Source organism: Tianweitania sediminis (assembly GCF_017813335.1).
In the GTDB taxonomy this organism is placed as follows: Bacteria; Pseudomonadota; Alphaproteobacteria; order Rhizobiales; family Rhizobiaceae; genus Tianweitania; species Tianweitania sediminis.
Genome location: NZ_JAGIYY010000013.1, coordinates 43540 through 64605, shown reverse-complemented (window position 1 = coordinate 64605; position 21066 = coordinate 43540). Strand labels below are relative to the sequence as shown.

Here is a 21066-nt window from a genome sequence, read left to right as displayed (position 1 = left end):
GGTATGCGGCTCATGATCGTTCCCTTTCCGGTCGATCGAACTGCTTGCAAACCTTTGCGCTCCGATTGCGCGCCTTATTGACTAAGGAATCCCTAAGAGGCCTTCCGTTTTCCACCGTGAGGCTTTGGCTCACGCGGTGGCAGACAACGAACCCTGGCACAAGATCGGACGACGAGATCAGGGCATAACTCTGTTCAACATTCAAACCCTTGAGCGGGCACGCCACTCTCACGAGCGTTGATCTTTATCCCATTCGTGCAGCTCGCGCTCACGGCAAGCTTGGAACTTGAAGCAGGACGTCCTTATTTCAGGGGTGCTGCGCAACTGAGCGCACATTGTTGGTCCCCAAACATGGAGGGAGTCATGCATGATCTGCGTTTTGAACAACCCGTCTCCATCTTTGTCGGGCTCGGGTTTCCGAGTTCCATCGAAAGTGTGGAAGATGCGTACCGCATCCTGAACGATTGGGATGGCCGTCGAGGACCCGCTCATAGTGCTGCGCTTAACGCATGTCGGGCGGCAATCCACGGCGAGATCGAACCGGAAACCGTTCGCGGGATCTTCACGGCATTCGCGAAGGCCCACGGGATTATAGTTCCGGATGCTGTAGGCGCTGAGACGCTGGGTTCGAGCAATCGCCTCTCGTCCTAAAAGCGAGCGCCGAGCTCGCATAAGACGCCGAAGCAGCCTGTACGAGCTAGCGCTTTCCAACATCCTCTCTCAGGCTCGATAGCCTACCTGGGAGGTGACCATATCAAAGGGGGCAGACCAAATGCCTCCTGCATCAGCGGCGCAGCCAAAAATCACTTCGGAGAGCATCTGATTGCTTGCGCCTGCTGTGCCTAGCTGGCGCTCATGCCTCAGGTGCGCCTTCCCCAAAGATGAGCTCGCCTGATTTGCGGAGGCCCGGTGGGCGTGTAGGCCGCCCGGCTCCTAGCCCTGCGAGAGTGCCGATTCTAGCTTCGCAATGCGAGCCGCGAGAGCATCCATCTCTTCCTCACGAGAGGCGAGTTGGTCGCGATCTCGATCCGTGATCCTCTTGGCGAGATCATCGGTGAAGATCATTTCGTAGTGGTGTGGCTCGTAATGTCGCAACAGAGTAATCGCGAACTCCCGCGGTGAAGCTTTCACGATTTCCGCGTATCGTTTCATCTGCGCCGGAGGGAGCTTCGCAGCTCCAGTCTCTATCTGAGAAACAAAGGTGTAATACTCAAAGCCAGCTAAGGATGCGATTTCTCGCTGCGACAGACCAATAGCCTCGCGCAGCTCCTTGAGGTACAACCCAGCCTCTCGCCGGCCCTGAGCGGCTACTTCCTTATCCAGGCTCTTCGAGCCCGACTTACCTGTTGGCGACAAGGCTTTCGAGCTTGGCAAGACGAGCCTCTAGGTCGCTGACCTTTGAGCGATCGCCCTGATCCCTATCGTCGGCAAAGAGCTGAGCGCTTTCTTCGGTGAAAATCATGTTGAAGGTGAGCGGATCATAGAAGCGCATCATCTGAATGGCGAATGTCCGCTGGGGAATCTGCAGAGCCCGCGCCCAGTCAACCATTTGCGCAGGCGGGACACGACCGCGCCCAGACTCGATCTGCGACACGAAGGTATAATGCTCTATGCCAATCTCTTTAGCTAACGCACGTTGAGAGAGCCCAAGCGCTTCCCGGTACTTCCGGATGTATGCCCCCGCCGCTTGACGAAGCCTTAGAACTTCATCTGCCGGAACGCCCTGCTGTGGGTGCGAGTACATTCTACTGCCCTGCTAAGCTGACCGTTGTGCAACTCCACAACGAGTAATTGATGAGGTCTACAAAGCGCCTCTTAGTCACTTTACATATGATGGGCGGAAACCTTTGTCCAGAAGGGATTCCAACGCTTGGCTACGTTGCTAGGTTCCTGAACAAGAATCCCGCTCTGCCAACTTTTCCGGATTGACGACGGGGGGGTTAGCAAGTTAATCAACCCCCGCTCTGCCGGAATCGGTAGATGTAACCGTTTCGGGCCGGCCATCGTGCACGGCTTCGGTCGGCTTGAAACTCTGCGCTAAAGGGAACCCCCATGGACGCCATTCAAACCATCTACATCGCCCTGTTCGGGCGTCCGGCCGACCCGCTCGGCCTTGCATACTTCGCAGCAGAAACGAACAACGGCGCTGACCTGACGGCGATCGGTGATCTGGCTGCTACCGCTGAATACCAGAACCGCTTTGCAGGCGACGACATTGCGACCGTTATCACGGAAATCTACAACTCGCTGTTCAACCGTAACCCAGAGTCATCTGGCTTGGCGTACTACATCGCCGAGTACAATGCGGGCCGCTTGAACATCAACAACATCGCTATCGCAATTGCGCAGAGCGCACAGGGTATTGATGTTGAGACCTTGGCTAACAAGGTTGCTGCTGCAAACGCGTTTACCGCTGCGATCGACACGCCAGACGAACTCGCGGCCTATCGCGGCGATGCTGCTGCGGCTCAAGGTCGGGCGTATCTGGAAGGTGTGACTTCCGACGATGCGACGATCCCAACGCAGGCTGAAGTTGATCAGGCAGTTGACAATCTCGACCCGAATGTGGGCGATACGATTGTTCTGACAGACGGGATCGATGTTGGTCCTGAGTTCACTGGCGGTGATCTGAACGACACCTTCGTCGGCACGATCGACACCGGCAATGATACCTTCAATGTTGGCGACGATCTGGATGGTGGCGTCGGTAGCGACACGCTGCGTCTGACCTCCACCGGCACCACCAACGCAATCGATCTCTCCACTGCTGATCTCACCAGCATCGAGAATGTCGAACTCCGCATCCGCGACGAGAACTTCACGGACCTCGACCTCGGCAGCATCGCTGATGAGCTTGAGACACTTTCGTTGGACTTTGGCGGCGGTGAGCAGTCTGCAGACTTCGAAATCGAAGGTATTTCGGCGGATACGGCCGTTTCTATTTCGAATATCGAAAGCGACGGGTCGGGCATCGACGTTGAGGTTGTCCTTGAAGAAGTTGATGGAAACATCAACGGCTTGTTGTCCCTGTCGAACGTTGACGATCTCGACGTTTTCGTGGAAGTCGATGATGCAGCCGACGGTTCGGGCGATGCAGACGTCTTCACTGTTAATTTCGCTAACGTTTCCAATTCAAATGGCAATGCATCGTTCTACATCGATGATGTTGAGACGCTGAATATCAACGTTGCGTCTGACTCGACGCTCGACTCTATCGGCGTTTACTACAACAACGATGGTAGCGACTTCGGTCCTCAGACCGTCAATCTTTCGCTCAACGGCGATTTGACGGTTGAAGACTTCTTCGATCTCAGCGACGACGAAGAGGATGCCACCCTCAACATCACAGGTGCGGGCAATCTCACCATCGAAGAGATGGATGACGGTGACAGCAACCTGACGATCAACGCTGAGGATGCAACTGGCAACATCGACATCCAGGAAGCGTCTTCGGGCTACACTGGTCTTACCGTGACCTACGGATCTGGTAACGATCGCCTTACGCTCGAAAGCGGCTTTGACATGTCGGTGCTTACTGCTGATGGCGGTGAAGGCACGAACATTCTGGGTGTAGATGCTGATGACGCTGCCGACATCGCGGACGCTGACATCACCAACTTCCAGACGCTTGAGCTCACCGGTGCTGCTGGTGCAGATGTCACAGTCGACGCAGACGACAACGACTTCGACAACCTCATCATCAGCGCTGACATCACCAATAATCTGGTGGTCGAAGACCTGTCCGGTGATGTAACGATCTCTGCTGATCAGTCGGGTACTGTCACGCTGACGCCGGAAGGTTCGTCGGATGATCTCGTCATCACTCTTGACGATGAGGCGGGCGACATCACCCTCGCGCAGCTCGACGTTTCCGAATATACGGCCATCGAGTTCGTCACCACCTCTTCGGACTCCGATGAGACGGACGTTACCTTCACGAGCCTGATCGCTGATGAGCTTGATACCCTCACCTTCACGGGTGAAGGCGATGTGGACATCGACGCTCTGAGCTCTACAGACCTCGGTGTGTTGGATCTGTCCGGTCTGACCGGTACGTTCGACAACAACGGTGCGGTTCTGAACGCTAACGCGGACGTTTTGATCGGCAATCTTGGTGATAACTCCTACATCGATCTGGATGCCGGTGCGACGCAGGAACTCACCTTCGGTGCAGATCTGGACGAGACGGTCAACATCGACGGCTTTGAGACCGGCGTAGGTGGCGACGTGTTGAACCTGGCTGCTCTTGGTGTGGACAGCTTCGCTGATCTCGACATCGTTCAGACGGGTGCCGACACCACGATTACCTCTGACGCGTTCGAGGGTGAAATCGTTCTGGTGGGCGTTCTTACCGGCGATCTGGACGGTACGTCGAACTTCACGTTCGCGTAAGCTTTACGTGGGACAGAAAGGGGCGGGTTCGTACCCGCCCCTTTTTTTATAGGGGGCCCTAGCGCTTCCTTCGTCGAAGCTCTTCCATCGGGTTTTGGAGCCTGTCCCGAAGCTCGCCCTGTTTCTCATCGCGGATCGCTGCCGAGATAGTCTCCACTGCCAAAATCAGACGCTCCACCTGCTCCTCGTTGCCGAGCTCCATGGCTATTGAAGCCACGGCGGGGTTAAGCGGTGCAGCAGGCCTGTTCTTGCTGTGGATGAACATGACGGTGCCGTCGATCGACAGCACGAAAACAACAGCACCCGCGCCCAGGCCGCAGTTCAGCTAGGATGCTTTCCAAGAATGCGCTCGCTGTATGGGACACAAGCGGCTTTTGCCGCTGTCTAGATGAGCTGGGCGTCGGCCGGTACGGAGAAACAGAGCTATCAGCAAAGGAAACAGCGCGTAAAACGCATACAACTCACTGAAGCGCTGCCAAGTTCAGCGTCAATCGTAATCAGCTCGTATCACCGATCACCGTCGCTCACCTGGGCTTCAGGAGATGGTCGAGCGCGAACGTCCCGATCCAGTGGAACAATCGTGAAGCTACGTTTTCGGCATGCGGCGCTCACTCGCGGTCGCGGGGGAGTCCCTGGCGGCACTTAAGGCCGAGGGAGTGGTCCGCCTCTAGCGACTATTCGTTCGCTGACGCTGGATACGGAGGTTTTCCTCACGAATCGCATTCTCAGCGGCGAGGCGGTCCTGGATTTCCGCCTCGTTTTGAACGGGCGCCGGGCGCGCCTGGTTGCGGTCTGACGAGCGCGGCGGGCGATTGTCGCTACGCCTGCGATCGCGGTCGTCGCGATCACGCCGGTCATAGCGGTTGCGGTCATACCGATCCCGATCTCTTTCGTAGCGACCACGGCGATCGTAGCGATCGTCATAGCGATAACGCGGCGAGCGATCGTAAACTGTAACGCCGCTGACATAGGTACCGCTGCCATAGGCGCGGCCGTAGCTGTCATACTCGCTAGAGCCATAGGTGTCGCCGACACAGCCGGAAAGGGCGACGGTGCTCACAACCAAGGCTGCCGACACAAACATGGACTTCAAGGACATCTTTGGGTTCCTCCTTCGGGAAGAAATAAGGTGGCCCCGCGTGCTGGCAAGCGGCTGCTCATCATCTGTCTGCACAAAAGAACCGCAGTCGCGCAATCGTTACGGCTTTGGCGGCGGACCGCACAGCTTGAACGTGACGTTGCGGAGCGCATCCACCGCCTCGACCTCCAACAAGGCCGGTTCCGCCTGGATCTCTGCGATGACGGCGTCGTAGAGATCCTTTATGGTCAGCTTCTTTTCGGTCAGGCAGTTCAGCCGATGGTCGGTCAGGCGGTTGCGGGTTTGATCATAGCTTGTGTAGTCGGCCAGCATGTAATCGAGCGCGCCCTGGATGTAGCCCGTGCCGAAGGTCTGTTCGAACCGTAGCAACTCGGCACCGGTTTTTGCGGCCGCGTCATTGGTGGCGCCGAGGTAAGAGGTCGTCGCTGCAAGGAGGAGGGCGGTTGCTGACGTACTCCGCACGGAGTGCTCCAAAAGGCTGTTGCAGATCATGGCAGTGTTCCATGCCTTGATTAAAATTGCATCTGGTTCAGTGAGAAGGTGAGACAATCACGCCAAGACCCAGCTCTTCTGCGGGTACGACTATTCAGCGGCTGCGACAATTCCATCGCTGTTTAATGGGCCGAGCGCTTCTGCCTCTTCAGCGATCGCGGTGATTGCGGCCAGAAGCTCCTTTCTCACTCGGTCGGATTTCACGCGCTGCCATGCTGTAGCGAGTTCCCTCAGCTCAGGTCTGAAGGTTACGGCTTGACCACCGCGAGGCTCTGTCCATCCTAAGTCAGCCGGCCCCAGGTCAAGCGTTCTCGCGAGCATCAGCAGCGTGCTTGATTTCAGCTCGTTGGCACCAGTCTCGTATTTTGAGTACTGCTGAGGACTTATCCCCAGCATTTTCCCTATGGCGGCTTGCGAGAAGCCAGCCGCTTTTCTTGCCGCGCGGAGCGTTTCGATTACTTGTGGAGGCGTAGACTGCTGGCGAGACATAAGTGGTCCTCTCTACCTGAGAGGCTAAGCAAACTCGTTAGCAACTTTCAAGAGCGGAGACGCCGTACCGGCTACTCTGGATTGAAAGTGTGGTTCCCGCTCTAAAGTACTGCGCCAGCTGCTACGGCAAGCAAGCTACAGCGGCCCCACCGTTTCCGCCACACGCCGAAGGTGATGGTCCGTGTCGCCGAACATCAGCTCGATCATGGTCAGTCGCTTGAAATAGTGGCCGACGGCCGCTTCCATGGTCATGCCGATGCCGCCGTGGAGCTGAATGGCTTCCTGGCCGATCTGGCGCGCAGAGCGGCCAATCTGAACCTTTGCGGCTGAGATCGCTCGCCCGCGTTTGGCAGCATCCTGTTCAGCGGCCATCATGGTTGCAAACAGCGCCATGGAGCGCGCTTGTTCAAGCTCCACATACATATCAGAAGCACGGTGCTGCAGCGCCTGGAAGGATCCAATCGGCACGCCGAACTGCTTTCGCGTCTTGAGGTACTCCACCGTCAAGCCGCTGATCGCAGACATCGCGCCCACCGCTTCGGCGCAAAGGGCTGCGATCGCTTCATCGGTCACCGCCTGGAGCAGGGCGAAGCCGGTTTCGGGACCTGCGATCAAGTTGTCTTGCGAGACCCGCACATTGCGGAACTGAATTTCTGCCGCACGCCGCCCGTCTTGGGTGGCGTAGCCGTTGCGCGTGACGCCCTCTGCCTTCGCATCCACAAGCAGGAGGACAATGCCCCCTTCGTCGCGCCGTTCGCCATTAAGGCGTGCTGTCACCACCAGTGCATCCGCGCTGTCGCCGGCCAGAACGAGCGATTTGTCGCCGTCGAGGACGTAGTGGTCGCCATCGAGCCGCACCCGCGTGGCGACGTCGCTTAGCGTAAAGCGGGCTTGCCGCTCGGCATGGGCGAGCGACAGCAGCGTAGTCCCGGCAATCACGCCTTCGAGCCAGCGCTGTCGGAGACTTTCGGGCGCACGGCGCAGGATGCCCCCACCAAGGATCACGGTCGGCAGGTAAGGCTCCAGCGTCAGTTTGGCGCCCATCGCTTCGGCAACCAGCATGAGCTCTACCGGGCCGCCGCCCAGGCCGCCGTCTTCTTCCGAAAACGGGATGGCGAGAAGGCCGAGTTCTGCGAACTTCGCCCACATGGCGCGGCTCCAGCCTGGTTCATCCTGGCCATGCTGCTTGCGCGCTTCGAAATCGTACTGGTCCGCCAGCAGTCGTTCTGCAGACTGTCTGAGCAGGTTCTGTTCTTCGCTAAGGTCGAAATCCATCTTTGTTCTTTCTGCTCAGAGCCCCAGGATCGCCTTGGCGATGATGTTGCGCTGGATCTCGTTGGATCCGCCGTAGATCGAAACCTTGCGTGCGTTGAAATAGGTGGAAGCGGACAGCCCCGCCCATTCCGGTCCAATCGGAGGCTCGTTGCTTCCTTCTTCACGCTCCGGCTCATAGGCCAGCGCGTAGGGGCCCGCGATCTCCATCAGGAGCTCGGTTGTGCGCTGCTGGATTTGCGAGCCCTTCAGCTTCAAAATGGAGGACAGCGGGTTTGGCTTGCCCTTGCCTTCTGCACGCTCCGCCGCAAGCACCCGCATCTGGGTGATTTCCAGAGCTTTCAGATCGATCTCGACCTCAGCGATCTTCTCGGCAAAACGCGGATCGCTGATCAAGGGCGTGCCGTCGGAAGCATGTTCGCTGGCCGACAATTCGCGGATGCGCCGCAGCCGTTCCTTCGAGACACCGATCCGGGCGATGCCCACGCGCTCGTTGGACAGGAGGAACTTGGCGTAATCCCAGCCACGGTTTTCCTCGCCGACCAACTGGTCGGCGGGAACGCGAACATCATCGAAAAATACTTCGTTCACCTCGCGGCCGCCATCAATCGTCACGATTGGTCGCAGCGTGATCCCGGGCGACTTCATGTCGATCAGGAGAAACGAGATGCCGCTCTGCTTTTTGGCTTCCTTGTCGGTGCGCACGAGGCAGAAGATCCAGTCGGCATATTGGCCGAGCGTGGTCCAAGTTTTCTGGCCGTTGACGATGTAGTGGTCTCCATCGCGAACCGCCGTTGTGCGCACGGAAGCGAGGTCGGAGCCTGCGCCGGGTTCGGAAAAGCCTTGGCACCACCAGTCATCGAGATTGGCAATGCGCGGCAAGAACCGCTTCTTTTGTTCTTCCGACCCGTATTCGGCAATCACCGGTCCGACCATGTAAACGCCGAACGCCAAAGGTTCGGGCGCCGGTGCGCTCTGCAGTTCCTCGCGGAAGATATATTGCTTCACCGGCCCCCAGCCTGTTCCGCCCCATTCCTCCGGCCAATGGGGAACAGCCCAGCCCTTCTCGTTGAGGATGCGCTGCCAGTTCACGATGTCGTCGCGCGTGGGATGGTGGCCGCTTTGGAGGCGTTCGCGCGTTTCGGCCGGCAGGTTCGTCGCGATGAAGTCCCGCACTTCCTGGCGAAACGCCACCTCTTCATCGGTAAAGCGCAAATCCATGATCGTTCCTCCGGCCGCTTTCTTGTGCCCGGAGCTTAAGGGTCCTGCTATCATTTTGTAAAGGTGGAACGCTAAGCCAGGCCCGCGAAAGAGCTTGCGACGACGCTTTTAGAAGATATGGTACGGTTTCTTCAGGGAGGAGGCGACATGAGCGAGATGGTGAAGCTGGAGCGGAGTGGCAAGGTCGGCGTTCTTGTGGTCGACAATCCGCCGGTGAACGCGCTGGGTCAGGCGGTGCGCCAGGGCTTGCTTGATCGCCTGGCGGAAGCGGAAGCGGATCCAGAGATCGCCATCGTCGTGATCCTTGGTGCGGGACGCACCTTCATGGCAGGTGCCGATATTCGCGAGTTCGGGAAGCCGCCGATGCCGCCAGCTTTGGGCGATGTGGTTGATCGCATCGAGGCATCCAGAAAGCCTGTTGTGGCGGCAATCCACGGCACCGCCTTTGGCGGCGGGCTCGAGGTCGCCATGGGTTGCGACTACCGCGTTGCCATTGCCAGCGCCAAGGTCGGGCTGCCGGAAGTCACGCTCGGCATTCTGCCAGGCGCGGGTGGCACGCAGCGCCTGCCGCGCCTTGCGGGCGTCGAAGCAGCCATCGACATGATGACCACAGGCGCGCCGAAAAGCGCGAGGGAGGCGCTGGAACTCGGCATCCTGGATGAGGTTGTGGAAGGGGCCGACATCCGCGGTGTGGGTGTTGCTTTCGCCGAACGCGTTCTGGCGGAGGGGCGTCAGCGGCGCAGGACCGGCGATCTGGACGAGCGGCTTCAAGAAGCGCGCCGCGATCCCGGCATGATCGAAAAGGCGCGACAGGTCGTTGAAAAGCGCTCCCGCAATCTTGTTTCACCGCTACTCATTGTCGACGCCGTTGAAGCCGCGCTCTCTTTGCCGCTTCGCGAAGGCCTGAAGAAGGAGCGGGCACTTTTCGTGCGGGCTCTCGAAACGCCGCAGCGCCGCGGGTTGGTTCACGCCTTTTTCGCCCAGCGCGAGGCCGCCAAGGTGGCGGGGCTTTCGCCGGACGCGCGGCCACGTGACGTCGGGGAAGTGGCGGTGATCGGTGCCGGCACCATGGGCGGGGGCATTGCCATGTGCTTCGCCAATGTCGGAATCCCCGTGACGCTCCTTGAAAGCGAGCAATCGGCACTGGATCGCGGGGTTGCGACCATTCGCAGGAACTACGAGAGCACCGTCAAGAAGGGACGCTTGCAGAGTGCTGACATGGACAAGCGCATGGGGCTGATCCGGCCCACGTTGTCCTATGACGATCTTGCTCAGGCCGATCTCGTGATCGAAGCGATCTTTGAATCGATGGAGGCGAAGAAGGATGTTTTTGGCCGGCTGGACAAGGTGGCCAAGCCCGGCGCGATCCTGGCCACCAACACCTCGACGCTCGACGTGAACGAAATTGCCTCGGCAACCACAAGGCCGCAGGACGTGGCGGGGATGCACTTTTTTTCCCCGGCGAACGTCATGAAACTGCTTGAAAATGTCCGCGCCTCGCAAACGGCGCCGGATGTCCAGGCTACGATCATGGAAGTCGGCAAGCGGATCGGCAAAGTGCCGGTGATGGTTGGCGTTTGTTACGGCTTCGTTGGCAATCGCATGCTGCATCGCCGGACACGCGAAGCAATCGATCTGGTGGAAGAGGGCGCGAGCCCAGAGGCCGTGGACGCCGTTCTGACGGATTTCGGATTTCCCATGGGGCAGTTTGCCATGTCGGATCTGGCCGGGATCGATGTCGGCTGGCGAATCCGGCAAGAGCGACGCAAAGCAGGCGATCCGGACGCGCAAGCGCCGAACTGGCTGGATCGCCTCGCGGAGCAGGGGCGGTTCGGCCAGAAAACCGGAGGCGGCGTGTATGCCTACGAACCCGGTGATCGCACGCCGCGGCCCGATCCTGCCGTGGCAAAGCTGATCGAGGACTGGCGACGTGAGAAGAATGTGGCGCCTCGCATCGTCGAGGAGCAGGAGATCCTGGAGCGCTGCTTGTACGCGATGGTGAATGAGGGCGCCAAGATCCTGGACGAGGGCATCGCGGCCCGGCCTGGCGACATTGATACGATCTGGATCAATGGCTACGGCTTCCCGGCTTATCGGGGCGGACCGATGTTCTGGGCTGATGAAGTCGGGCTTCCCATCATTGTTGAGGCGCTCGAAAAATACGCCGCAAAGCTGGATCGCCCGCACCTTCAGCCTTCGCCCTTGCTCAGGCGACTCGCTTCGGAAGGCAAGGGTTTCGCCAGCCTCACAGCCCCTTCTTGAGGGCTGTTGCCGTGTCCGTACTGGGTTTTCGACAAACTGGGCGGCTAACCCGCTTGCGTTCACACAAATGGCAGAAAGCCCGGGCATTTCGCTGCTTGACGACGTCGCCTGCAGCATGCCATCGTCCCTAAATGCAGTTGGGAGTGCGCTGAGGAACGCGCTTCCAGGCAGGGAGGTTCATAGGTTCTGCGGCGGCCACGAGTGCCTGCATTCGCTTTTCGCCCCGCTGGTCGGAGCGCCTGGAGTGGGCCGCAGAACTGGAAACTGAATTTGGCAGCGCCTTAAAGGGAGGAGACGCGGCCCCATGAATATCTTTTTTCAGCAAGTGCTGAACGGCCTGACGCTCGGGAGTGTTTACAGCCTCGTGGCGCTCGGCCTGACGCTGGTTTACGGCATCCTGCACATTCCAAACTTCGCCCATGGCGCATTCTTTATGGTCGGGGCCTACATCTCGTTCTATGTAGCTGGCGATCTTGGCGCCAACTTCTGGGTGGCCATGATCGTTTCGGCGGCCGCGGTTGCCGTCATGGCGATGATATCGGAGCGCCTGATCTTCCATCCGCTCCGCAACTCGCCGGCCTTGCATGACATGATCGCGGCGATCGGCTTACTGCTGTTTCTGGAAGCGGTGGTTCAGGCGATCTGGGGTGCGGATTTCCACCGTCTGCCAGCGCCTTACACGACGATTCTGCGGTTCGCCGATTTGACGGCCCCTGCGCAGCGCGTCTTGATCATTGGTGCTGCGATCGTCCTGATGATCGGGCTGCAGATCTTCCTGCGCCGAACAACCACCGGCTCCACCATCGTCGCAACGGCGCAAAACCGCGAAGGCGCAGCCCTGGTCGGCATCAGCCCGCTCAAGGTTTCCTTGCTCACCTTCGCTATTTCAGGCGCCCTTGCAGCGGTTGCCGCAACCTTGTTTGCACCGATCAATCTGATCTACCCGGCCATGGGACACCTGGTGATCCTGAAGGCCTTCGTGATCATCATCCTCGGCGGAATGGGTTCCATACCCGGAGCCATTGTCGGGGGCATGGTGATCGGCTTCGCGGAGTCGTTCGGGGCGTTCTACATTTCTAACAACTACAAAGACATCATCGCCTTTGTGCTGCTCGTCTTCATTCTTTCGCTCCGCCCGCAGGGCCTGTTTCCAAGCGAGGTCCGTTGATGCGCGTCGATTATCGTATGGAATACGTCTTTTACGGAATCCTGCTCCTGGCAGCGGTGGCGTTTCCCTTTTTCGCCACCAACGAATACCAGGTCTATGTGATGGCGCTCGCCTTTATCTGGGCGATCTCCGCGATGGGGCTGAACCTGATCGCCGGGTATACGGGACAGCTCAACCTCGCGCATGCCGGCTTCATGGCGATCGGCGCATACACAGTGGGGCTGCTTACGGTAGACTACGGCGTTCCGTTCTGGCTCGCCTTTCTCCTGGCAGGCCCCATCGCAGCTGTTGTCGGCTTCTTCGCGGGCATCCTCTCCCTGCGCCTGAAAACGCACTTCTTTTCGATTTTCACGCTTTGCGTGGGCTACATCATCTACCTCTTGATCGAGAAGGGTGACAGCTTCACGCATGGACCCGTCGGCGTAATCGGCATTCCGGCCCCCTCCATCGGCCCGTTGGTGTTCGACACCACCACCTCCGTGTATTTTCTGGTGCTGGCCTTTCTGGTTCTCACAATCTGGGTGATGCGCCGGCTGGTGCGGTCGATCGTCGGGCGATCTTTTGTTGCGATCCGCAATTCCGATGATCTCGCCGAAGCCCTAGGCATCAACCTGATGCGCACGAAGGTTCTGGCGTTCACGCTGTCCACCTTCATTGCCGGCCTGTCCGGTGGGTTGTTTGCGGGGTTCGTCCGCTTCCTTGGACCGGATCTGGCGCGCGAGTACCACACCTTCGACCTGATCGCCTTTGTTCTGGTGGGCGGTATTGGAACCCTGATGGGGCCGGTGCTGGGCGCGGTCGCGCTCACCTGGGTCACCCAGTCCCTGCAGTTTCTTGAAAACTACAGGATGATCGTCTTCGGGCCGATGCTGATCCTTTTGGTGATGTTCTTCCCTCACGGCATCATCGGGACCTTCGGCATATGGATGGCACGCCGTCGTGCCAATGCCGGAAAAAGGAGCAACACACAGGCGGTTCTGCCTTCGAGGTCCGGCGAGGAGGCGCGCGCGAATGCCTGAGATCATCCTCGAAACAAAGGCCCTGACGAAGCGTTTCGGCGGCCTTGCGGCGGTCAAAGACGTCGATGCGAAGGTAGAGAAGGGGCGCATCACGGCCATCATCGGACCGAACGGGGCTGGCAAGACCACCTTCTTCAACCTGATCAGCGGAACCTTTCCCTCAACCTCCGGAGAGCTTTGGCTCGAAGGCCAGCGCGTTGAGCGCAAGCGCCCGGACCAGATGGCCCAGCTTGGCATTGCCCGCACGTTCCAGACCACCAGCCTGTTTGATGGTGCGACCGTGATGGACAACCTGATCGTCGGCCATCGACTGCGGACGTCATCCGGCTTGATGGACGCGATCTTCCAAACCAGCCGGCTCAAGGCCGACGAACGCAGTTGCCGTGCCAAGGCGGAAGAAGCCCTCGATTTCGTCGGCCTCACGCATGTCGCCAACCGGCTGGCGGCGGATGTGACACAGGAAGAGCGCAAGCGGATTGCCTTTGCGCTGGCGCTCGCGACCGATCCGAAGATCCTGCTGCTCGACGAGCCGGCCGGCGGCGTCAACCCGGAAGAGACCGTCGGTCTCGCCGACCTGATCCGCAAGATCTCGGCGACGGGTCTCACCGTCTGCTTGATCGAACACAAGATGGACATGGTGATGGGACTTGCGGACCACATCATCGTTCTCGACCACGGGGAAAAGATCGCGGACGGCACGCCCGCCGAAATTCGCGCCAATCCGCTCGTCATCGAAGCCTATCTGGGAGCCGGTCACGATGCTGCAGCTTGATCGTGTGATGCTGAACTACGGCAGCTTTCGCGCGCTGGATGGCATCAGCCTCAATGTGCGGGACGGCGAGCTCGTGGTGATGCTTGGCGCCAACGGCGCGGGCAAGAGTTCCATGTTCCTGGCCATCTCCGGCCTCCGGAAGCTCAGTGGTGGTTCCATCAAGCTTGCTGGCGGGGAAATCACGGGTGCTTCGCCGGCCACCATTGTGTCGCGCGGCCTTGTTCATTGCCCCGAGGGGCGCAAGCTTTTCGCCCATATGAGCGTGGCGAAGAACCTTATGCTCGGTGGTTATGTTCACCGCGGCGACAAGGCTGGCCTCAAGGAGCGGCTGGAACAGATCTACGACATGTTCCCGATCCTTCGCGAAAAGCGCGACAACAATGCCGGGTCTTTGTCAGGCGGGCAGCAGCAGATGGTGGCGATCGGCCGTGCCTTGATGGGACGACCGAAGCTCCTGCTTCTGGATGAGCCCTCGCTTGGCTTGGCACCGCTGGTGGTGCGCCAGGTGCTGGACACGATCAAGGCGATCAATGCGAGTGGAACCACCGTTCTGCTGGCCGAACAGAATGCCTATGCAGCCTTGCAAATCGCTGACCGCGGTTATGTCATCGAAAGCGGCAGGGTGGTGCTGGAAGGAAGCCGCCAAGAGCTTCTCAACAACGATACCGTCCGGCGAGCCTATATCGGCGGATAAAATGCAAAGCGGCGGAGGAGCCGCGAAACCGAAGGAGGAACTTGGAATGCGCCTTTTCAAGACATCAACCCGACTGGCAGCGGGCATCGCGCTCGCAGCGTTCATGAGCAGTGCGGCTTTCGCGCAGGAAGTCATCAACATCGGCTTCACCGGGCCTCTTTCCGGCGGTGCGGCCCTTTACGGGCAGAACACCCTGACCGGCCTGCAGATGGCGGCCGCTGAGATCAACAAGAACGGCGGCATCGAAGTCGGTGGCGAGAAATACACGTTCGAAATCGTTGCGCTAGATGACAAATATGCGCCCAGCGAAGCGGCGGTGAACGCCAAGCGCCTGGCAACCCAGCAGAACGCCCCGGTGATCTTCGTGCCGCATTCGGGTGGCGCTTACGCGCTCCAGGAGTTCAACGAGCAGGATGGCTTCATTCTCGGCGCTTACACCAGCGTGCCGGAGATGACCGAGCGCGGCAACACGCTGACCCTGCGTATCCCGCCCTCGTTCGCGGGCTATATCGACACCTTCGTGAAAACCACGATGGAGAAGTCGGGCAAGAAGCTCGCCATGATCGGCGGCGATCATGAATACGCCAAAGCCTGGGCTTCCTTGTTCAAGCCTGCCTGGGAAGAAGCGGGCGGTGAGGTGGTCGCCGAGAACCCAATGTCCTACAACAAGGATACGGACTTCTATTCGGGCGTCAGCAGCGCGCTGTCAGCAAACCCTGACGTCCTGTTCGTCGGCGGTGCGTCCGAGCCCACTGCGCTTGTCATGCGCACGGCACGCGAACTCGGCTTCCAGGGCGGCTTCGTGGTCATGGATCAGGCCAAGCTGGACGAGATCAACCGCGTGATCAACGACATGTCGCAGCTCAACGGCGCCATTGGCGTGATGCCGCTCTCGTCCGATACGCGGGAAGGCGCCAAGGCTTTCGTGGAGCGCTTCAAGGCCGAAAACAACGGCAAAACGCCGGGCTCGGAAACCTCCTACATGTACACGGCGCTCAATGCTGTGGCCGAGGCCATGAAGCTCGCCGGCACGGTGGAAGATCCAAAGGCGATCCACGCCAAGCTCAGCGAAGCCTATGGATCGCTGCCAAGCGAGCGTAATCCGGCCAGCATCGACAGCGTTGACGAGAAGGGCGGCACGAATGCCCGCATCGTCGTCGGCTATGTACAGGATGGTGAGATCATGCCAATCGAGGCAGCCAGCCAGTAATCAAGAACCGCATTTCGCGCTCCGCTTGCAAGTGGAGCGGAGCGCGAAACGAGAACACGCACGATGCATGGATCAGCGGACGCCCTTCGCCAAACCCGACGTTTCGGGGAAAAGCGCGAGCTGATCCTTGGCGCGGCCGCCGGGCTTTTCAACCAGCGGGGCGTGAAGGGTACGACCCTTTCGGACGTGGCGGCGCAAGTCGGCCTCGTAACCAACTCCATCAGCTACTATTACCGCAAAAAGGAAGACCTCGCCGCCGCCTGTTTCCTGCGCACGATCGAAACGATCAGCGAAGCCGCGCTTGCGGCCGCGGAAAGGGAAACCGCCGAGGAGCGTGTGAAGCAGTTCCTTGCGCTTTACTTCACCGTGCTTGGAGAAATCGCTTCCGGACTGCGCGCGGAGCTGCTTTCATCCAACGATCTCCGATCCCTGGAAGAGCCGCATTCAAGCGCGGTGTTTCAAACCTACACCGACATGTTCCGGCAGATCCGGCGCTTGCTGTCCGCTGAAGGGGCTCCCGTCCTGGAGCGCCAGGATCTCAACGCGCGGACGCATCTGCTCGTGTCCGTGGTGCACAGTGCGCAGAACTGGGCCCAGCGCTACGACCTCGAAGATTATCCCCGCGTTGCCACGCGTCTGGCCGACATCCTGCTCAACGGGATGGGGAGCGCGGAAGCAAAGTTCGCACCGCCTGAGCTGCCGGCCCTTCGCAAGCGCCTGGAAGCGGAAGGGGACAGCTCGCGGGAACGCTTTTTGCGCGCCGCGACGTTTCTGATCAACGAGCACGGTTATCGCGGTGCCTCCGTAGACAAGATCTCCGCCCGGCTTTCGGTTACGAAGGGCTCCTTCTACCATCACAACGAACACAAGGACGAGCTGGTCGACGACTGCTTCGAGCGGACCTTCGGGTTAATTCGAAATGTTCAAAGCATTGCTATCGACACCGTTCCGGACGGATGGTCGCGCGCATCGGGTGCGGTCGCCGCACTGACGCGCTTCCAGCTTTCGCCGCAGGGTCCGCTCCTGCGCATTGCAGCGCTTGCCGCCATGCCCGAACCCATGCGCCCAAGGCGCGTGGCGCAGATGAACCGCCTGATGGAGCGCTTTGCCGGCATCATCTCCGATGGCATCGCCGACGGATCGATCCGCACGCTGGATGCGCGCATCGCCGGGCAGCTCCTGTATTCGATTTCCAACTCCGCGGCCGAACTTCATCGCTGGATACCCACCGATGACGTGGAGGCCGCCACCCGCGCTTATGTTCGTCCCCTTTTCACGGGGCTTCTCCGCCCTTGAGGGCCACGGCGCTAGCCGTCAGGAAAATGGAAGGAAGACCACATGGACTTCACGCTCACCGAGACCGAGCGCCACTATCAGTCCCGAGTTCGCGCTTTCATCCAGCAGCATGTCGAGCCGGCGGTGCCGCATTACTACGAGGAAATGGCCGGATTCGGGACCGATCGCTGGCAGATTATTCCGGTGATCGAAAGGCTTAAGGAAAAAGCCCGCGCGGAAGGGTTGTGGAACCTGTTCCTGCCGCCGTCACCGCATCACGACACCGAGGAGTACCACGGAGCCGGCCTCACGAACCTTCAATATGCGCTCTGCGCCGAGGAGATGGGCCGCATTGCCTGGTCGTCGGAGGTCTTCAACTGTTCAGCGCCGGACACCGGCAACATGGAGGTCTTCCATCGCTACGGGACCGAGGACCAGAAAACCCAGTGGCTGAAGCCGCTGATGGCCGGCGAAATCCGCTCTGCCTTTCTTATGACGGAGCCTGAGGTTGCTTCCTCCGACGCAACCAACATCCAGACCGAGATCCGACGCGACGGCGACGACTACGTGATCAACGGCCGCAAATGGTGGTCCTCGGGTGTAGGCGACCCGCGCTGCAAGATTGCCATCGTGATGGGCAAGACCAACCCGGATGCGCCGCGCCACAGCCAGCAAACGCAGATCCTGGTGCCTATGGACACACCCGGCGTGACGGTGAAGCGCATGTTGCCGGTGTTCGGCTATGACGATGCCCCGCATGGCCATGGCGAGGTGATCCTCGACAATGTTCGCGTCCCAACTTCCAACGTGATCCTTGGCGAAGGCCGCGGCTTTGAAGTCGCGCAGGGACGGCTCGGACCTGGCCGCATCCACCACTGCATGCGCACCCTTGGTGCGGCGGAGGTGGCGCTGGAAAAGATGGCGCGCAGGCTCTTGTCCCGCGTGGCGTTCGGCCGGCCCATCGCCGAGCAGTCGATCTGGCAGCAGCGCATCGCCGAAGCGCGGATCGACATCGAAATGACGCGCCTTCTTTGCTTAAAGGCCGCGGATATGATGGACAAGGTGGGCAACAAGGAAGCCCAGCTCGAGATCGCCATGATCAAGGTCGCCGGCCCGCGGGTTGCGCTGAAGGTCATCGATGACGCCATTCAGGCGCATGGTGGTGGCGGCGTTTCCGATGATTTCGGTCTTGCCAAGATGTATGCCAACATCCGCACCATGCGGCTCGTGGACGGTCCGGACGAAGTGCACAATCGCGCCATCGCCCGGCTTGAACTCGGGCGGTACAAGGTGGCGCATTGATGGGAGCGGCAAGCGCCGGCTCCGCAGCGAGCGCCGGGGATGCCTTTTCCGGCGTGAAGCCGGTGGAAGAGCGCCATCGGCTGGATGAAGCCAAGCTTGCCGCCTGGCTCGGGGAACATGTCGAAGGCTATAGCGGGCCGCTGACTATCTTCCAGTTCAAGGGCGGCCAGTCGAACCCGACCTATCGTCTGGATACGCCCGGCCGCTCTTATGTTCTCCGACGCAAGCCGTTCGGAACCCTGTTGCCCTCCGCCCATGCGGTTGATCGCGAGTTCAAGGTGATCTCAGCCTTGGGCGGCGTCGGCTTCCCAGTCGCGCGCGCCTACAGCCTTTGCGAAGATGACACCGTCATTGGCGCAGCCTTCTACGTCATGGAAATGGTGGAAGGGCGGGTATTCTGGGATGCGCGCCTGCCGCAGGTTCCCAGGGAGCAGCGGCGTTCCATCTTCGAGGCCGAGATCGACACCTTGGCGCGGCTGCACTCCTTTGATCCTGAAGTCATCGGCCTCGGCGATTATGGTCGTCCCGGGAACTACTTTGAACGCCAGATCGCGCGCTGGTGCAAGCAATACCGCGCATCGGAAACCGAGCCCATTGCCGAGATGGATCGGCTCCTTGCTTTTCTTCCGCGTAGCATTCCGCCCGAAGAGGGGCGGAACTCCGTTGTGCACGGTGATTATCGGCTGGACAACCTCATCTTCTCGGCCGATGCGACTCAGGTCAAAGCGGTTCTCGACTGGGAACTGTCGACGCTCGGTGATCCGCTGGCCGACATCACCTATTTCCTGATGAACTGGTTCATGGATGCCGACGGGCGCAGCGGTCTCGCTGGCCTGGATCTTGAGTCCCTTGGGATCCCCTCTGCCGAAGAGCTGTTTGCGCGCTACAATGCCGCCACGGGGCGCGAAAACCCGCCGGTGCTCGACTGGTATCTCGCTTACAACATGTTTCGCCTTGCGGCGATCCTCCAGGGCATTGCAGGCCGCGTGCGCGACGGCACGGCGGCGAGTGCGGAGGCCCAAACGATGGCGCGACGCGTTCGCCCGCTGGCTGAGCGAGCCTTGAGCTTTGCGGAAAAGGCGGGCGCCTGAGAGTGGCGCCCGTTTTGGTTCTTACAGAATCTCGAAAAGACCGGCCGCGCCCATGCCGCCGCCGACGCACATCATAACCACCACGCGCTTGGCGCCGCGCCGCTTTCCTTCGATCAGCGCATGCCCCGTCATGCGGGCGCCTGACATGCCGTAGGGGTGACCGATCGAGATCGCGCCGCCAGACACGTTAAGCTTGTCGTTGTCGATGCCAAGCCGGTCCCGGCAATAAAGCACCTGCACGGCGAAGGCTTCGTTCAGTTCCCAAAGATCGATGTCGTCGACCGAAAGACCATGCTGCTTCAGGAGTTTGGGAACGGCGTAAACCGGCCCGATGCCCATCTCGTCCGGCTCGCAGCCGGCAACGGCCACGCCGCAATAGCGGCCAAGCGGTTCGAGCCCGCGTCGTTCCGCTTCCTTTTCTTCCATCAGCACCGACGCGGATGCGCCATCCGAAAGTTGGGAAGCATTTCCCGCCGTTATGAATTTTCCTTCTACGATCTTCTGCCCATCCTTGAAGACGGGCTTCAGCGACTGCAGTCCTTCCAGGGTGGTATCGGCGCGATTGCCCTCATCCTGCGTCAGCCGAACGCGCTTGCGGCTCGTTTCGCCAGTCGCCTTGTCCGTCACCACCATCTCGGTTTCGAGCGGCGCGATCTCCTTGTCGAAGCGGCCTTCAGCCTGTGCTTTTGCGGTGCGCTGCTGGGATTGCAGGGCGTACTCGTCCTGGCGCTCACGCGAAATGCCATATCGGTCGGCAACCACTTCCGCTGTTTCGAGCATGGACATGTAGAGCGCCGGCAAGCGTTCGCGGATCGTCGGATCGCTCGCGCGATATCTGTTCATCTTGTCGTTCTGGACGAGCGAAACGGACTCGAGGCCGCCGCCGACCGCCACGTCCATGCCGTCCAGGATGATCGACCTCGCGGCCGTGGCGATCCCCATCAGGCCCGAGGCACACTGCCGGTCAAGGCTCATGCCGGCGACCGTGGTGGGCAGGCCCGCAGCCATTGCGCATTGTCGGGCGATGTTGCCGCCGGACGAACCCTGCTGCAGTGCCGCGCCCATCAGGACATCGCCGACCTCTGCTGGATCGACGCCCGCCCGCCGCACCGCTTCGGCGATGACGTGCCCGCCCAAAGTTTGCGCCTGTGTGTCGTTGAAGGCGCCGCGATACGCCTTTCCAATCGGCGTGCGAGCAGTGGAAACAAGTACAGCGTTGCGCATTAGGCAGCTCCTCCCGATGATCGGTATGGTCCAGGATGTGTGTTCGTCCCTTATTTTATATGGCTTCCGTCAGCTGTCATCCTT

At 60.0% G+C, this 21066-nt stretch carries 20 protein-coding genes; 11 read left to right on the top strand and 9 right to left on the bottom strand.

Annotated elements, in window-relative coordinates:
• Positions 1 to 363: 363 nt before the first annotated feature.
• Positions 364 to 651, top strand: a complete 288-nt coding sequence (locus J5Y06_RS22140; RefSeq protein ID WP_209337380.1) for a DUF982 domain-containing protein — start codon at positions 364 to 366, stop codon at positions 649 to 651.
• A 282-nt stretch (positions 652 to 933) separates the two neighbouring features.
• Here the strand turns inward: J5Y06_RS22140 and J5Y06_RS22135 are convergent, their stop codons facing one another.
• Both J5Y06_RS22135 and J5Y06_RS22130 read right to left on the bottom strand, forming a co-directional pair.
• Complete coding sequence (locus J5Y06_RS22135) at positions 934 to 1281, bottom strand: helix-turn-helix domain-containing protein (protein WP_245248290.1); 348 nt, start codon at positions 1279 to 1281, stop codon at positions 934 to 936.
• Positions 1282 to 1339: 58 nt separating this feature from the next.
• A complete protein-coding gene (locus J5Y06_RS22130) occupies positions 1340 to 1744 on the bottom strand; it encodes a helix-turn-helix domain-containing protein (RefSeq protein ID WP_209337379.1) in 405 nt (134 codons plus the stop codon).
• 308 nt (positions 1745 to 2052) lie between these two features.
• Here J5Y06_RS22130 and J5Y06_RS22125 point away from each other — a divergent pair, with 308 nt between their 5' ends.
• Positions 2053 to 4392 (top strand): DUF4214 domain-containing protein, encoded by a 2340-nt coding sequence (locus J5Y06_RS22125; RefSeq protein WP_209337378.1) that lies wholly within the window; start codon positions 2053 to 2055, stop codon positions 4390 to 4392.
• A 58-nt stretch (positions 4393 to 4450) separates the two neighbouring features.
• Here the strand turns inward: J5Y06_RS22125 and J5Y06_RS22120 are convergent, their stop codons facing one another.
• The 6 genes from J5Y06_RS22120 to pimC form a co-directional block, all read right to left on the bottom strand.
• Complete coding sequence (locus J5Y06_RS22120) at positions 4451 to 4681, bottom strand: hypothetical protein (RefSeq protein WP_209337377.1); 231 nt, start codon at positions 4679 to 4681, stop codon at positions 4451 to 4453.
• A 378-nt stretch (positions 4682 to 5059) separates the two neighbouring features.
• The gene (locus J5Y06_RS22115) at positions 5060 to 5491 is read right to left on the bottom strand and encodes a hypothetical protein (protein ID WP_209337376.1); all 432 of its coding nucleotides are present in this window, start codon (positions 5489 to 5491) and stop codon (positions 5060 to 5062) included.
• 99 nt (positions 5492 to 5590) lie between these two features.
• Positions 5591 to 5983: a Rap1a/Tai family immunity protein gene (locus tag J5Y06_RS22110; RefSeq protein ID WP_209337375.1), complete on the bottom strand. Its 393-nt coding sequence runs from the start codon at positions 5981 to 5983 to the stop codon at positions 5591 to 5593.
• Between the two features lie 90 nt (positions 5984 to 6073).
• Positions 6074 to 6472, bottom strand: a complete 399-nt coding sequence (locus J5Y06_RS22105; protein ID WP_209337374.1) for a helix-turn-helix domain-containing protein — start codon at positions 6470 to 6472, stop codon at positions 6074 to 6076.
• A gap of 135 nt (positions 6473 to 6607) precedes the next feature.
• Positions 6608 to 7747, bottom strand: a complete 1140-nt coding sequence (locus tag J5Y06_RS22100) for an acyl-CoA dehydrogenase family protein (protein ID WP_209337373.1) — start codon at positions 7745 to 7747, stop codon at positions 6608 to 6610.
• A gap of 15 nt (positions 7748 to 7762) precedes the next feature.
• Complete coding sequence (gene pimC / locus J5Y06_RS22095) at positions 7763 to 8965, bottom strand: pimeloyl-CoA dehydrogenase large subunit (protein WP_209337372.1); 1203 nt, start codon at positions 8963 to 8965, stop codon at positions 7763 to 7765.
• Between the two features lie 147 nt (positions 8966 to 9112).
• On the opposite strand from pimC, the gene J5Y06_RS22090 reads away from it, so the two are divergent.
• The 9 genes from J5Y06_RS22090 (at position 9113) to J5Y06_RS22050 (ending at position 19758) form a co-directional block, all read left to right on the top strand.
• A complete protein-coding gene (locus J5Y06_RS22090; protein WP_209337371.1) occupies positions 9113 to 11227 on the top strand; it encodes a 3-hydroxyacyl-CoA dehydrogenase NAD-binding domain-containing protein in 2115 nt (704 codons plus the stop codon).
• 304 nt (positions 11228 to 11531) lie between these two features.
• Complete coding sequence (locus J5Y06_RS22085) at positions 11532 to 12395, top strand: branched-chain amino acid ABC transporter permease (RefSeq protein ID WP_209337370.1); 864 nt, start codon at positions 11532 to 11534, stop codon at positions 12393 to 12395.
• Entirely contained in the window at positions 12395 to 13414 is a 1020-nt protein-coding gene (locus J5Y06_RS22080; RefSeq protein ID WP_209337369.1) for a branched-chain amino acid ABC transporter permease, read from the top strand. Before J5Y06_RS22085 ends, J5Y06_RS22080 begins: the two co-directional genes overlap by 1 nt.
• A complete protein-coding gene (locus J5Y06_RS22075; protein ID WP_209337368.1) occupies positions 13407 to 14186 on the top strand; it encodes an ABC transporter ATP-binding protein in 780 nt (259 codons plus the stop codon). Before J5Y06_RS22080 ends, J5Y06_RS22075 begins: the two co-directional genes overlap by 8 nt.
• Positions 14173 to 14880 (top strand): ABC transporter ATP-binding protein, encoded by a 708-nt coding sequence (locus J5Y06_RS22070; RefSeq protein ID WP_209337367.1) that lies wholly within the window; start codon positions 14173 to 14175, stop codon positions 14878 to 14880. The genes J5Y06_RS22075 and J5Y06_RS22070 overlap by 14 nt, the downstream gene beginning before the upstream one ends.
• A gap of 46 nt (positions 14881 to 14926) precedes the next feature.
• On the top strand, positions 14927 to 16090 hold the full coding sequence (locus J5Y06_RS22065; RefSeq protein WP_209337366.1) for an ABC transporter substrate-binding protein: 1164 nt from the start codon (positions 14927 to 14929) through the stop codon (positions 16088 to 16090).
• A 63-nt stretch (positions 16091 to 16153) separates the two neighbouring features.
• Positions 16154 to 17386, top strand: coding sequence for a TetR/AcrR family transcriptional regulator (locus tag J5Y06_RS22060; RefSeq protein ID WP_209337365.1), 1233 nt, complete (start codon positions 16154 to 16156; stop codon positions 17384 to 17386).
• 42 nt (positions 17387 to 17428) lie between these two features.
• Positions 17429 to 18667 carry an acyl-CoA dehydrogenase family protein gene (locus tag J5Y06_RS22055; RefSeq protein ID WP_209337364.1) on the top strand — a complete coding sequence of 413 codons (1239 nt, stop codon included), beginning with the start codon at positions 17429 to 17431 and terminating at the stop codon, positions 18665 to 18667.
• Positions 18667 to 19758, top strand: a complete 1092-nt coding sequence (locus tag J5Y06_RS22050; protein WP_209337363.1) for a phosphotransferase family protein — start codon at positions 18667 to 18669, stop codon at positions 19756 to 19758. The genes J5Y06_RS22055 and J5Y06_RS22050 overlap by 1 nt, the downstream gene beginning before the upstream one ends.
• Positions 19759 to 19779: 21 nt before the next feature.
• On the opposite strand, the gene J5Y06_RS22045 is transcribed toward J5Y06_RS22050, so the two are convergent.
• Positions 19780 to 20982, bottom strand: a complete 1203-nt coding sequence (locus J5Y06_RS22045) for an acetyl-CoA C-acyltransferase (protein ID WP_209337362.1) — start codon at positions 20980 to 20982, stop codon at positions 19780 to 19782.
• Positions 20983 to 21066: the final 84 nt, after the last annotated feature.